This window comes from Sphingobium lignivorans (genome assembly GCF_014203955.1).
Taxonomy (GTDB): Bacteria; Pseudomonadota; Alphaproteobacteria; order Sphingomonadales; family Sphingomonadaceae; genus Sphingobium; species Sphingobium lignivorans.
The window spans coordinates 3054895-3068018 of sequence record NZ_JACHKA010000001.1 but is presented as its reverse complement, the minus strand read 5'-3'; the positions used below and the strand labels follow the sequence as shown (position 1 = coordinate 3068018).

The following is a 13124-nucleotide window of genomic DNA, read 5'->3' as shown; positions in this document are numbered from 1 at the left end:
TAATCGAAAAGACGACAGGGAAGGGGAGAGGAAGATGGCGAGCATGGCTGAGAGACCGGAGGCGCTCGGCGCGCCTGTGCGCGGCGCGGGGTACACGCTTTTCCTGCTGTTCCTCGCGAACTTCCTGAACGTTGCCGATCGCGCCCTGCTCGGCATCGTCGTCGATCCGGTGAAGGCGGACCTGGCGCTCAGCGACACGCAGATGAGCATCGTCTCGGGCACGGCCTTCGTGCTGTTCAACCTGCTCGTCGGCATCTTCATCGCGCGCTGGGTCGATCACGGCCATCGCAAGCGCATCCTGATCCTGGGCATCGCGCTCTGGTCGGGCGCGACCGCGCTGACCGGGCTCGCGACGGGCTTCTGGACGCTGGGCCTGACGCGCGTCCTCGTCGGTGTGGGCGAGGCGACGGCCTTCCCGGTGGCGATCTCGATGATCTCGGACCTGTTCTCCCCGGCGCGCCGACCGCGTTCGATCTCGATCTTTCAGGCAAGCACGTTCGTCGGCCTTGTCGTCGGCTCCATTCTCGCGGGCGTGCTGGCCGCGGCGCATGGCTGGCGTGCCATGTTCGTGATCTGCGGCCTCTCCGGCTTCCTGCTGGTGGCGCTCATGATGGCGAGCATGCGCGAGCCCGAGCGGGTGCGGGAACCGGCGGGCGAAGCGGCACAGGAAGGCAATCTCCTGCGGGCCATCGGCCATCTGGTCCGGCTGCCCGGCTTCGTTGCGCTGTCGCTCGGCATGGCGTTTGCGGGCATGGCGGTTTCGGTGCTGCCGACCTGGGCGCCGGCCTTCCTGCTGCGCAGCCATGGCGTGCCACTGGCGGCCGTCGGCGCGCTCATCGGCCCGGCCGTGGGGCTGGGCGGGATCACCGGGACGATTGCCGCGGGCATGCTCGCCAGCCACCTCGTGCGCAAGCGCGGCGCTGACGTGCACGGACTGCTCGTGCCGATGATCGCGATCCCGCTCGCCGCGCCTTTCTACCTCGTCTTCATTTCCGCGCAGTCGCTGACGCTCGCCATGTCCTCCGCCGCCGTCATGAACTTCCTGCTGTCGAGTGCCGTGGGGCCATGCATCGCCGTGGCGGTCGGCATCGCGCCCACGCGCATGCGCGCGGTGTCCTCCACGCTCATGCTGCTCGCGCTGGGCATCATCGGGGGTGCGGTGGCGCCGCTGGTCGTGGGCTGGGTGAGCGATGTGCTCGCGCCGCAGTATCAGAACGACTCGCTGCGCTATGCGCTCGCGACCATGGCGCCGACGCCGCTCGTCGCAGGCGCCCTGATCTGGCTCGCGTCCGCCCGCATCCGGGCGCGCGCGCCCTCACTTCCTTGAGGCAGCCGCCGCCAGCAGATTGTCCCGCAACCTGATCAGGTCGTTCTGCAGGCGGACATAGGGCTCCGGTTCGAGCCCCGTCGCTTCCAGCACGGTCTCCCGGCCGCAAAATGCCTTCTCGAACATCGCCTTGCCCTGCGGGGTGAGGTTCACGCGGACCTGCCGCTCGTCCTGCGTGTCACGGCGGCGCGTCACATAGCCGGAGGCCTCGAGGCGCTTGAGCATCGGCGTCAGGGTGCTCGACTCGAGGAACAGCTTCTCGCCGAGCTGGCTCACGGTCTGGTCGCCTTCCTCGTTGAGCGCGATCAGGGTCGCATATTGCGGGTAGGTCAGCCCGAGTTCGTCGAACAGCGGCTTGTAGGCCCGGTGAAAGGCGAGATTGGCTGAATAGACCGCAAAACAGAGGAAATCTGGCAGCTTCGCGGCCAGTTCGGGCTCGGGCAGGTCATCGCTCTTCGTCAAAATCCGGTCTCGCACAAGAGGTTGCAGTCAGCCTCTACATAGTCGCGCGCAATTCAATCGCAAGCGATTGACTCGTTTCATGCGAATCGCCTATATAAATCGCGCACGATCTAATCGTATCCGATTGAATGGAGATTCCCATGATCGACAAGGTTCGCAAAATGATGATCGCGGCCGCCGCAGCGGGCGCTCTCGCCGGTGGCGTGCAGGCGCAGCCCGTGCGGGCGATCCCCGCCGACCAGCCCGTTCGCAATGTCGTGCTCGTGCATGGCGCGTTCGTCGACGGGTCCGGCTGGCGCGGCGTTTACGAGGACCTGACAGCGCGAGGCTATCGCGTCAGCATCGTGCAGAACCCGCTCACCTCGCTGGAGGACGATGTCGCGGCGACCGATCGGGTTCTCTCCGGGCTGAGCGGCCCGGCCATTCTGGTCGGTCACAGCTGGGGCGGGACGGTCATCACCGAAGCCGGCGTGCATCCCAATGTCGCCGGGCTCGTCTATCTGTCCGCGCTGGCGCCCGACGCGGGCGAGAATACCGCCGGCCAGTATGAAGGCTATCCGGCCGCGTCGCAGTTCGTCATCGATATCGGCGCCGATGGATTTGGCGTCGTGCGTCCCGATCGCTTCCAGTCCGGCTTCGCCGCCGATCTCGCCGATGCGGACGCCGCGTTTCTGCGGGATTCGCAGGTCCCCATCCGCATGTCCGCCTTCGAGACCCGCCTGAAGAATGCCGCCTGGCGTTCCAGGCCGAGCTGGGCGATCATCGCGACAGAGGATCGCGCGTTCGGGGAAGGCATGCTGTCCGGCATGGCGCGGCGCATCGGGGCGACGATTGTCGAGATACCCGGGAGCCACGCCGCTTTCATCACCCAGCCGGCAGCGGTCGCCGACGTGATCGACGACGCAGCGCGCAGCCTCTCGCAAACGACAAACCGCAACAAATGACGGCTACCTCATCAACCTCGAAGGACGGAGACAGGACCATGGCTTACGTAACGACCAAGGATGGTGTTGAGATCTTCTACAAGGACTGGGGACCGAAGGACGCCCAGCCGATCATGTTCCATCATGGCTGGCCGCTCAGCGCGGACGACTGGGATGCGCAGATGCTGTTCTTCGTGAACAAGGGCTACCGCGTGATCGCGCATGATCGCCGTGGCCATGGCCGCTCCTCGCAGGTCTCCGATGGTCATGACATGGACCATTATGCAGCGGATGCCGCGGCCGTCGTCGAGGCGCTGGACCTGCGGGGCGCGATCCATGTCGGCCACTCCACCGGCGGCGGTGAAGTCGCCCATTATGTGGCGCGCGCCGAGCCGGGCCGCGTGGCGAAGGCCGTGCTGATCGGTGCCGTGCCGCCGATCATGCTGAACACGCCGGCCTATCCCGGCGGATTGCCCATCGAAGTGTTCGACGGCTTCCGCGCCGCGCTCGCCGCCGACCGCGCGAGCTTCTATCGGGACGTCGCCTCCGGGCCGTTCTACGGCTTTAACCGCCCCGGCGCGAACGTGCTTCCCGCCGTGGTCGACAACTGGTGGCGGCAGGGCATGATGGGCAGCGCCAAGGCCCATTATGACGGGATCAAGGCCTTCTCCGAGACCGACTTCACGGACGATCTCAAGGCGATCGACGTGCCGACGCTGCTCATGCACGGCGATGACGACCAGATCGTCCCCATCGACCATAGCGCACGGCTCGGGATCGAGCTCCTCAGCAAGGGCGAGCTCAAGGTTTATCCGGGGCTCCCCCACGGCATGGCGACCGTGAATGCGGACACCATCAATGCCGATCTGCTCGCCTTCATCGAAAGCTGAGCAGGCGCCCGCGCGACGCATCTGAAACGGCGCTGCGCTGCCATTCTCGCGAAGCCGGGCTGCCCCGCGCCGCCCGGCTTCCACGACTATAGGGTCGTGCGGGACCGGCGGCGTGGACACGTTCGCGACCATGGCGGCGCGCCATATCGTCATGGACCAGGTCATCCCGGACTCGATCCGGGATCCCGCTTCTTCCTGTTTCTCAAACCTGCTGGCCCGGCGATTTTCAAGGCAGCGGGATCCCGGATCGACTCCGGGATGACAAACGAAAAGGACTGAAAAGAGCGCTCCCGGCGCCCTCAAGGTCCGCGAATGTGTCTGCGCCGTCCGACCTCAACGGGAAGCTAGCGTCAGGGTCCGCTCCAGCGCCGCCAGCTTGCGCGACTGGTAGGGATCGGCCGCGCTGTTCGCGAAGACCGGCCGCGCCGCCGCCAGCCGCTGCAGTGCCTCGGCCCGGTCGCCGGCGGCCAGCGCCACCTCGGCCAGGGCCAGGTCGAGATTGGCTGGCCAGTTCTGATCGCCGACCAGCTCGGAGACTTTGCGGCGGTCGATACCGGCGAGCAGCGGCCCGGCCTCGGCCGGCTTTCCGGCAGCGATGAGGCAATCGGCGAGAGCGGCCCGCACGCCCATGGAAAGCGCGGTCTCCGGCCCCGGCACGGCGCGGGCGGCCTGCGCGGCGGCACGGGCATTGGCGATGCCCGCCTCATGCAGCCCGGCGCGGCACTGGGACGTCGCCGTGTCCGCGCGCCCGGCAATGGCCTGGAAAGCGTTGGCGCCTTCATGCTCGGCTGAAGTGCGCCACACGCGCTCGCCATCGGCGGCCGCCTCGGCATAGCGCTCCAGAGTGCCGAGCGATTGCTGGCGCACCGCAAGCAGCTGCATGGTGCGGCGGTGACGGGTGCCGTAGCGCTTCTCCATCAGTGGCAGCAGCGCGGTGGCGGCCTCCACCACCTCGGCATGGCGCTTCTGGATCATCAGCGCCTGGATGAGATTGAGCCGGATGTTGAGCGCGTCCGGGCTTTCGGGCCCACTCAGCCGGGTGAATTCCTCGACGAGCGGACGGAACTGCCGCGCAGCCTCCTCGCCGTCGCCCATGCGGATCGCCATGAAGGCGACGCGCTGGCGCATGTTCAGCCGCTGCCGCAGCGTGAAGTCGTCCGGCAGGGTCTCGGCGATCTCCGAGGCGCGCCGGAAAGCGACGCCGGCAGCCGGCACATCCTCGGATGCCAGCGCGATCGAGCCTTCGGTCGAAGCGAGCCAGACCGCCGGGACGCCGCTGGCCGTGCCCAGCATCCCGCGTGCCTCGACGAGTAGTTTGCGGGCATTGGGCAGCAGGTTCGGGTCTCCGCTCAGCGCTTCCATCTCAGCGAGATGCAGCCGGGTGATCGCCTGTTCCTGCTGGCCCGCGTTTCCGGCACGGCCATAAGCCGCGTCCGCCTTGGCATATTCGACGCGGGCAGCGGCAAGGTCGGTGCGCTGGTCGAAGGCGCGCGCGAGCGCGGCATGCAGCCGCCCCGCGATCAGGGGCGCCGCGCGGAAGCGGATATCGATCTCGGCGCTGGCGCGGCGGGATGCCTCGGCGATCGTCTCCTCGGCGGAGGAGGCCTTGGCGGGATCGGCCCGGCCCAGAAGATCGTCGATGAGGAAGCTGTAGGAGGCTTCGGCGATCTCGCGCTGGTGCCGCGCCTCGTCCCGCTGCTCGGCGGCAATGAAGGCCGCGGCGGAGGTGCCGATGATGCCGACCGCCGCCGCCGCGCTGGCCGCGAGCACCCATGGCCGGCGAGCGCGCCGCCGCGTATCCTGCCGCGCCAGATCCTCGAAGCGCTGCGCTGCCGCCTCGGCCGCCGCTGCTTCCTGCCGCCGTTCCTCGATCCGCTCGAGCCGGTCTGCGAGCAGGGCGGCGGAGTCGATCCGCTCGGCGGGATTGCCGGCGGCTGCAGCCGCGATGTCCTCGCGCAGCAGCGGGTCCTCGATCTCGCGCTCCCAGCCGGGAGCCGGCACGCGGCCGAAATCGCCCACCGCGAGCTGGAACAGGATGAGGCCCATGGAATAGACGTCCGACTTGACCGTCGGCACGGAGCCCACCGCCAGTTCCGGCGCGCGATAGAAGGGCGTGCCGGATAGGCCCGGCTCGCCCGAGGCATCGGCGGGCTGCGGCGTGATGGCATAGGGGCTGAGCAGATCCTCGTCGACCACCTGTCCGCTGCCGAAATCGGCGAGGCGGACGCGCGCGTCGTTGCCGGCCGCCTCGATCAGGATATTGGCGGGCTTCACATCCTTGTGCAGCACGCCCACGTCATGCACTGCCGCCAGCGCCCGGGCACTGCGCGCGGCGATCTCGATGCGCCTGGCGAGCGGAATGGCCTTGAGATCGCCCGCCGCCCGGGCCCAGTCGATGAGGCTCATGCCGCTGTCGCGGCTCTCCAGAAAATAAGGCGCGGTCTCGAAATTCCATTCGAGCAGCGGGACGAATGGCCCGTCCGGCCCCAGCGCGGAAAGCAGCAGCCGGGCGACCATGGCCTCGCGCCGGAGTTGGCGCAGGCCATCGGGCGTGTCGGCGAACTTGAAGACGCGCGTCTCGCCGGTCTTCTCATGCCGGCTGCGCCAGACATCGTTCTCGGGCTTGTCGCCGAGCGGTTCGATCAGGCGCCATTGCGGCCGGCCGGGCACGATGTCGCCGGGCGTGAAGGCGAAACGTGGCGGCGCCGGCGTGGTCAGCGTCTCGACCGTGACCGGCGCGGTGAGCCGATAGCCGATGCGCGTGACCGTGGCGATCGCATCCTGGTTGCGCGGGCCGAGCGCGCGCCGCAGCTTGGCGATGGCCGTGGGGATGGAGCTTTCGACGACGTTGATGCCGTTCCACACCGTGTCGAGCAACTCGTCCTTGGAGACGATTTCGCCGGCGCGCAGGCAGAGTTCCAGCAGCAATTCGAGCGGCTTGGCCTCGAGCGTGACCGGCGCCCCGTCGACCAGCAGCGTCCAGCTCGCCTCGTCGAAGACGACCGTGCCGAATGTCCAACGCCGCCGCCGACGACGGCTCGTTTCAGGCCGTTCCCCGGCTCCTTCTTCCATGCTGCCCCCACATCACCATGACTTCAGAATATCTTGAGAATTCCATCAAGACGCCCGTCGCGCAACCCGCCATGTCCTTCATGTCCATCCGGCCGGGCGGATGGACCGCCAGCGATCGATCGGTCGCGCGCAGTCGGTGAAGGGGGACAGCGACATGAAGGGCAGGATACTGGGCTTCGATGCATCGACCGGGTCGGGAGCGATCACGAGCGAGAGTGGCGAGCGGTTTACGTTCGTCGCCGCGCAATGGCGGGGGCAGCAAGCCATTCAGAATGGCCTGACAGTCGACTTCGAGCCGATGTCGGGAGTCGCGACGGAGATCTATCCGGTGGGGAAGGGCCTTGAGGTGCCCGTCGACCTGTCGCACCTTGCTGCCTCGCCTGCCGTACAGAAGATCCGCGCGCTGGGGATGACGACGCTGGTCTTTCCGCTGGCAGCGCTGCTGCTGGTCGCGACCCTGCTGCCGATGGTGAGCACCATCCAGGGCAGTTTCTCGCTCTGGAGCCTCGGCACGCTGCAACGGCAAGTGAGCGCCAATCCGTTCCTCGGCAACGGCAATGTCGCGGGCGCCGAGCGTGCGCTGGCGGAACTCGATGCGCGGGAAGCCGCATTGCAGCGGCCCATGACCGGCTTCGGCGGCATGCCGATCGACAATGGTCCCGCCCTGCAGCGCGTCGCAGAAGCGCGCGCCAGCATGGAGGCCCGGCTGAGCGCCGCGCGCATGGCGAGGACGGCCAATGCCCTGCTCGGTCTGCGCTGGCTGGTGCCGCTGCTCGCCGCGCTGCTTTTGTGGTTCTGCTGGATGGGCAAGTCCACGCGGACGATCGCGCTCGTCACGGGCGGGGTCTCGATCGTCACGGCGATCGCCGTCTTCGCCTATCGGCAGTCGATCGTGACATTCGCCGGCGCGGGCGAGAACGCGATCGGGGCGATGGTCTCAGCCAATCTCGAAGCCGCGATCTCGGTGGCGATCGGCACATGGCTGATGGGCCTCATCGGCGTCGCGCTGGTGCTGGCCGCGCTTGGCATCGTTCGAAATCCGCTGGCGGCACGGGGCTGAGAGGCACGGGGCTGAACGGCGCGGCCGGGGTGGGCCGACAAATCTCACGCATGAAGGAGGACAGGATCGTGAAGCGACTCATTATGTGTTCGGCCATGGCGCTGACGCTCGCCGGATGCGGCGGCGGCGGCGACGGAGCGGAGGCCGGTGACGAGGCCGGCGCGGCGGGCCGCACGCTTTCGGGCAATGCCTCGGCCGAGGAAGTGGCGGAAGCGACCCGGGGCAATGTCTCCTGCCCGCCACGCATCGCCACACAGCGCCCGGCCGGCGCGCCGGTCGACGACGTGGTCGGCGTGCGCCCCGGCATGAGCTGGGACGAGGCGGCCAATGTCGTCCAGTGCGACAACCCGATGCTGGTCGTCACCGAGAATAGCTCGCGCAAATACCGGATCGAGACTCACGGCGCGAAGATCCGCCACGGGTTCGACGCGAAGTTCGCCGAGGCGCGGGTGGAGAAGACGGGGCAGGAGATCGTCCGCGAGATGCAGCGCAATGCGATGCGCCGCGCCAACAATGCCTATGAGGCGCCGCTCCAGCCGGGCCAGACCCGCTATTATGTCGGCACGATGGGCCTGCCGGGGCAGGAGCGGGTGATCTCGGTCGCGCGCGAGGAATATTATCCGGAGGGGCAATCGCCGACCGTCGCGAGCGTGGAGCAGGCGCTCATCGCCAAATATGGCACGCCCACCAGCCAGGCGGACAATGGTCCCCGCCGCTCGCTCTCCTGGAAATATGATCCGACCGGGCGCCTCGTGACGGAAACGTCGCCGCTCTACCACAGCTGCTCCCTCAATCCCTCGCCCGATTCCGGCACCAGCCTTTCCCCCGATTGCGGGGTGACGGTGGCGGCCGACATCCGGCGCTCCACCGACAATCCGGGGCTGGCGCACAGCCTTGCGGTGGCGTCGCAGAACGGCGCGGCCGGCTATGCCGCCATCGAGAATACCGAGCAGGCCCTGGCGCGTGCCGATCAGGAGCGGCAGGCCAGCGAATTGCAGCAGGCCGATCAGGGCGCCGCGAGGCCCAAGCTGTGAGCGGGGGTATCACGCACCGCCGGGCGTTCCTGCCGGCGCTGGCCCCGCTCGCCCTGCTCGCCGCCTGCTCGGTGGTCGAGTCCGGGAGCGACAACCAGACCGATCCCTCCGCTGCGCCGGCCGGGGGCGATGCCTTGTCCTCGCCAGTCGCAGGAGCATCCCCGACGGATGCCGCGACACCCCCGGCGCCGCCCGTGCCGGCCGAGATCGCCGCGCGCACGGGCGAGCTGACCGCGCCGGACGATTTCGCGATGGTGATGCTCTATTACAGCCTCACCGGCCTGCAGCCGCCCATCGACAAATGGGTGGAGGATGACATGAGCGTGCGCACCGCGGCGCCCGCCGACAAGGCCGCCGCGCGGGACGCGGTTCGCGCCCGGTTCGCGTCCGGCCTGCAGTCGGTCAAGGATGTCGGGCGGCTTCGCATCACGTCGAATGCCAATCTGAGCGATTATGATCCGAGCTATGGCGAATATAGCGTGCGTGTCTTCGCGCCCAGTTCGTCGCTCATCTTCAATCGCTCGGGCGAGCGCATCCATGTGAAGTTCGACAATGCGCAGGCCGCGCAGCGCTGGAGCGTCCCGACGACCGAGGCTCAGTCCATCCGGGATCGCATCCAGTACCCGTCCGCCGTTGCCGTGGATGCGCTGCTGCAGATCACCGGCGCCGCGCCGGAACGGGACGGCGGCACGATCCGCACGCGCGTGATCTCCTACGAACTCAAGAACAACAATTCGGGCACCACCATTGCCCGCGTGACGGTGCCGCAATGAGGCCCGGCATGGGTCCGGGACACGGCCAGCCGGCCGAGCGGGAGATGGAAGTGGAGGAAAGGGCGGATGATATCCTTCTTCAATGTGAGCGTGGATGATTTCGAGCTGTGGCGGGAGCATGGCGCCGCCGCGGGGGTGAAGACCTGGAGCGAGAGCCGTGTGAGCGGCAGCGGCGGCCACAACAACACGCCCGTCAACATCAGCACCCATGTCACGACGCGCAACGAGTTCTTCCTTGTCGACGGCGGCAAGGAAGCGGCGATCTCGCTGACCGGCGCCGTGCCCTTGCGGGACGGGCAGTCCGCCAGCGTGGTCTATGTCAGACGCCGGGGCACGACGAGCGGCTATCCCGTGCTGTTCAGGAACCACGCGAGCAATGACGAGCGCGTCTATAACGGCGTCATCGATGTGGCGGGCGGCAACGGGTGCGGCATGCTGATCCTCGCCGTGCTGGTCGGCGGCGGTCTGGGCTATCTCCTGGGCGGCGAGCTTCTGCTCTTTCTTGGCGCGATCGGCCTCCTGACGGTCGTCATCATGCGCAATCTGAAGCTGCGGGCGACGAACAAGCAGATGATCCATGATGCCCGCGCGCTGATCGGCGCGAGCAGCTGAGCGATCCCATCCACGCCACCGGGACGACGGCGCGCGGGCCCCGTCCATGGCGGGCGAGGAGAGGGGGAATGCCGGGCGAGAACCAACCTCGCCCGGCATTTTTTGTTCCGGTCGCCCGACAGCCGGTCGCCCCGGCGGCACGACCCGTCAACTTCCGGCTTGCTCCCTGAGCGGACGGAACATATAAGGAACAAATGGCCCGTCTATCCCTCGCCGAGCGGCTCGAAATCCTGGCGGACGCGGCAAAATATGATGCGTCCTGCGCCTCGTCCGGCACGAGCAAGCGGAACAGTCGGGACGGGAAGGGGCTGGGCTCGACGGAAGGGATGGGCATTTGCCATGCCTATGCGCCCGACGGCCGCTGCATCTCGCTGCTCAAGATCCTGCTGACCAATCACTGCATCTTCGATTGCCATTATTGCGTGAACCGCAAGAGCTCGAATGTGCGCCGGGCCCGGTTCACGCCGCGCGAAGTGGTGGACCTGACGCTCAGCTTCTATCGGCGCAATTATATTGAAGGCCTGTTTCTCTCCTCCGGCATCGTTCGCTCTTCCAGCCACACGATGGAGCAGCTGATCGAAGTGGCGCGGTCCCTGCGGGAGGATCACGCGTTTCGCGGCTACATCCATCTCAAGACGATCCCGGAAGCCGATCCGCAGCTGGTCGAGCGCGCGGGCCTGTGGGCGGACCGGGTGTCGATCAATGTCGAGCTGCCTACCGACGCAGGGCTGGCGAGGCTCGCGCCGGACAAGGACAGCGGGCAGATCGAGAGCGCGATCGGCCGCATCGGCGATGCCATCGTCGAGGCGAAGGATGCGCGCAAGCGCTTCCGCCATGCGCCGCGCTTCGCGCCTGCCGGCCAGTCCACGCAGATGATCGTCGGCGCGGACGGCGCGAGCGACAGCCAGATCATCGGCCGGGCGAACGGCCTTTATGATCGGTTCGGGCTGCGCCGCGTCTATTATTCCGCTTTCAGCCCCATTCCGGATGCCAGCGCCGTGCTGCCGCTCCGACGGCCGCCGCTGATGCGCGAGCATCGGCTGTACCAGTCGGACTGGCTGGTGCGTTTCTACGGTTTCTCGGCCACCGAGGTGCAGCAGGCGACCGACGCGGAAGGCATGCTGGCGCTCGATATCGATCCGAAGCTGGCATGGGCGCTGAAACATCGGGAAAGCTTCCCGATCGACATCAATCTGGCCACGCGCGAGCAGCTGCTGCGCGTCCCGGGGCTGGGCACGCGCGCGGTGGCGGCCATCCTGCAGGCGCGCCGGCATCATCGGCTGCGGCTCGAGGATCTGGGGCGCCTCACGCGTTCGATTGCCCGGCTGCGCCCCTTCATCGTCACGGCCGACTGGCGGCCGGCCTCGATCACGGACAGCGTCGATCTTCGCGCGCGTCTCGCCCCGCCGCCGCGTCAGATGGAGCTGTTCGGTTGACCGCGCGGCCCGGCGCCACCAGCCGGCAGCATTGCATTCTCGTCGAGCGGCCCGATGACCTGGAAGCCTGGCGCGAACAGGCGCGGGCGCTGGCTGCGGCCGGCGTGGTGCCCGAGCATGTCATATGGTCCTTGCAGTCCTCCGGCGCGGCCGATCTGTTCGGGGGCGCCGCAGCGCCCGCCGCCTGCCTTCCATCACCGGCGGCGCCCCTTGCCGTGCGCGCGAACGAAGCCTTTCTCGGGCTCGCGGAGAGCGTGATCCGGCATCGCGATCCGGCCCGTTTCGCCTTGCTCTATCGCCTGCTCTGGCGGCTGCAGGGAGATCGCCGGCTGATGGAAAAGCCGGCCGATTCCGATGTTCATTGCGCCATGGCCATGGGCCGGCAGGTCCGGCGGGACATCCACAAGATGCGCGCATTCGTGCGGTTCCGGGCCGTGACGGAGCCGGACGGGGGCGATCGCTACATCGCCTGGTTCGAGCCGGAGCATCATGTGGTGCGCGCCAATGCCCGCTTCTTTCTTGATCGCTTCGCCAGTCAGCGCTGGTCGATCCTCACGCCCGACCTCTGCCTCCACTGGGATGGCGAGTCACTGGTCGAGGCACCGGGGGCCGACCCGCGCGATGCGCCCCGGGAGGATGCCACGGAGGATCTCTGGCAGCGTTATTATGCGTCGATCTTCAATCCCGCGCGCCTGAAGGTCGGCATGATGGTGAAGGAGATGCCGCGCCGCTACTGGAAGAATTTGCCCGAGGCGCAATTGATCCCGCAGCTCATCGCCGGTGCGCAGGCGCGCGAAGCGGCCATGGTGGCGCAGGGCGCCGATCCCTTTCCGGCCGCGCCGCCCGAGACGCTGGAGGAGATCGCGCAGGGGATCGCCGCCTGCCGCCGCTGCCCCATCGGCTGCAACGGCACGCGCGCCGTGCCGGGGGAGGGGCCGGCACGGGCGCGGCTTCTGATCGTGGGCGAGCAGCCCGGGGATAGCGAGGAGTGCGCCGGCCGGCCCTTTGTCGGGCCGGCGGGGCAGCTTCTCGATCGCCATCTCCGGCAGGCGGGGCTCGATCGCGCATCGATCCGGCTGACCAACGCGGTGAAGCATTTCAGGTTCGAGCCGCGCGGCAAGCGGCGCATTCACCAGACGCCCACGGCGGGGCAGATCGACCTCTGCCGCTGGTGGCTGGAGGCGGAGCGGCGGCTCGTGAAGCCGGACATGGTCCTTGCGCTGGGTGCCAGTGCGGGACGGGCCCTGCTGGGCCGCGCGCCGCGGCTGGCCGACGAGCGCGGCACGGCGATGCGTCTGGCGGACGGCGCCGGCCTCTGGCTGACGGTCCATCCCAGTTATCTGCTTCGACTCGAGGGCGCCGCGCGGGACCGGGAAGAGGCGCGCTTTCAGGATGATTTGGCCCGATTGCGCATCATGCTGGAAGAGCCGGCCGCCACGCCCTGAGAACCGGTCCTGCCCGGGCGCGAAATCGGGAAATCGCCCGGAATTCTCCTTCTCCTCCTTGCCCCGAGGTGCTAGGGGGCCGCCATCGAC

Annotated in this window: 11 protein-coding genes; 9 read left to right on the top strand and 2 right to left on the bottom strand. The window is 68.1% G+C overall.

What is annotated here, in order from left to right:
* The first annotated feature begins 43 nt into the window (after positions 1–43).
* On the top strand, positions 44–1327 hold the full coding sequence (locus HNP60_RS14110) for an MFS transporter (RefSeq protein WP_260394902.1): 1284 nt from the start codon (positions 44–46) through the stop codon (positions 1325–1327).
* Here HNP60_RS14110 and HNP60_RS14105 read toward each other — a convergent pair.
* Positions 1316–1789, bottom strand: coding sequence for a MarR family winged helix-turn-helix transcriptional regulator (locus tag HNP60_RS14105; protein WP_260394901.1), 474 nt, complete (start codon positions 1787–1789; stop codon positions 1316–1318). The genes HNP60_RS14110 and HNP60_RS14105 overlap by 12 nt on opposite strands.
* Positions 1790–1929: 140 nt before the next feature.
* Here HNP60_RS14105 and HNP60_RS14100 point away from each other — a divergent pair, with 140 nt between their 5' ends.
* Positions 1930–2733: an alpha/beta fold hydrolase gene (locus tag HNP60_RS14100; protein ID WP_260394900.1), complete on the top strand. Its 804-nt coding sequence runs from the start codon at positions 1930–1932 to the stop codon at positions 2731–2733.
* Positions 2734–2771: 38 nt separating this feature from the next.
* On the top strand, positions 2772–3602 hold the full coding sequence (locus tag HNP60_RS14095; RefSeq protein WP_184154944.1) for an alpha/beta fold hydrolase: 831 nt from the start codon (positions 2772–2774) through the stop codon (positions 3600–3602).
* A gap of 333 nt (positions 3603–3935) precedes the next feature.
* On the opposite strand, the gene HNP60_RS14090 is transcribed toward HNP60_RS14095, so the two are convergent.
* Positions 3936–6674, bottom strand: coding sequence for a protein kinase domain-containing protein (locus tag HNP60_RS14090; protein WP_184154941.1), 2739 nt, complete (start codon positions 6672–6674; stop codon positions 3936–3938).
* A 154-nt stretch (positions 6675–6828) separates the two neighbouring features.
* Between HNP60_RS14090 and HNP60_RS14085 the strand changes: the two genes are divergently transcribed.
* From HNP60_RS14085 to HNP60_RS14060, 6 genes are all read left to right on the top strand, one after another.
* Positions 6829–7734 (top strand): hypothetical protein, encoded by a 906-nt coding sequence (locus HNP60_RS14085; protein ID WP_184154938.1) that lies wholly within the window; start codon positions 6829–6831, stop codon positions 7732–7734.
* A 68-nt stretch (positions 7735–7802) separates the two neighbouring features.
* Positions 7803–8768: a hypothetical protein gene (locus HNP60_RS14080; protein ID WP_184154935.1), complete on the top strand. Its 966-nt coding sequence runs from the start codon at positions 7803–7805 to the stop codon at positions 8766–8768.
* Entirely contained in the window at positions 8765–9541 is a 777-nt protein-coding gene (locus HNP60_RS14075) for a hypothetical protein (RefSeq protein ID WP_184154932.1), read from the top strand. Before HNP60_RS14080 ends, HNP60_RS14075 begins: the two co-directional genes overlap by 4 nt.
* 66 nt (positions 9542–9607) lie before the next feature.
* Entirely contained in the window at positions 9608–10153 is a 546-nt protein-coding gene (locus HNP60_RS14070; protein ID WP_184154929.1) for a hypothetical protein, read from the top strand.
* 194 nt (positions 10154–10347) lie between these two features.
* Positions 10348–11589: a putative DNA modification/repair radical SAM protein gene (locus HNP60_RS14065; protein WP_184154926.1), complete on the top strand. Its 1242-nt coding sequence runs from the start codon at positions 10348–10350 to the stop codon at positions 11587–11589.
* Complete coding sequence (locus tag HNP60_RS14060; protein WP_184154923.1) at positions 11586–13034, top strand: UdgX family uracil-DNA binding protein; 1449 nt, start codon at positions 11586–11588, stop codon at positions 13032–13034. Before HNP60_RS14065 ends, HNP60_RS14060 begins: the two co-directional genes overlap by 4 nt.
* The last annotated feature ends 90 nt before the right edge of the window (positions 13035–13124 follow it).

Bases quoted from the DNA above. Each gene is read 5' to 3' on its own strand.
- HNP60_RS14100 (WP_260394900.1), top strand. From the start codon at position 1,930: ATGATCGACAAGGTTCGCAAAATGATGATCGCGGCCGCCGCAGCGGGC.
- HNP60_RS14090 (WP_184154941.1), bottom strand. From the start codon at position 6,674: ATGGAAGAAGGAGCCGGGGAACGGCCTGAAACGAGCCGTCGTCGGCGG.
- HNP60_RS14070 (WP_184154929.1), top strand. From the start codon at position 9,608: ATGATATCCTTCTTCAATGTGAGCGTGGATGATTTCGAGCTGTGGCGG.
- HNP60_RS14065 (WP_184154926.1), top strand. From the start codon at position 10,348: ATGGCCCGTCTATCCCTCGCCGAGCGGCTCGAAATCCTGGCGGACGCG.
- HNP60_RS14085 (WP_184154938.1), top strand. From the start codon at position 6,829: ATGAAGGGCAGGATACTGGGCTTCGATGCATCGACCGGGTCGGGAGCG.
- HNP60_RS14110 (WP_260394902.1), top strand. From the start codon at position 44: ATGGCTGAGAGACCGGAGGCGCTCGGCGCGCCTGTGCGCGGCGCGGGG.
- HNP60_RS14095 (WP_184154944.1), top strand. From the start codon at position 2,772: ATGGCTTACGTAACGACCAAGGATGGTGTTGAGATCTTCTACAAGGAC.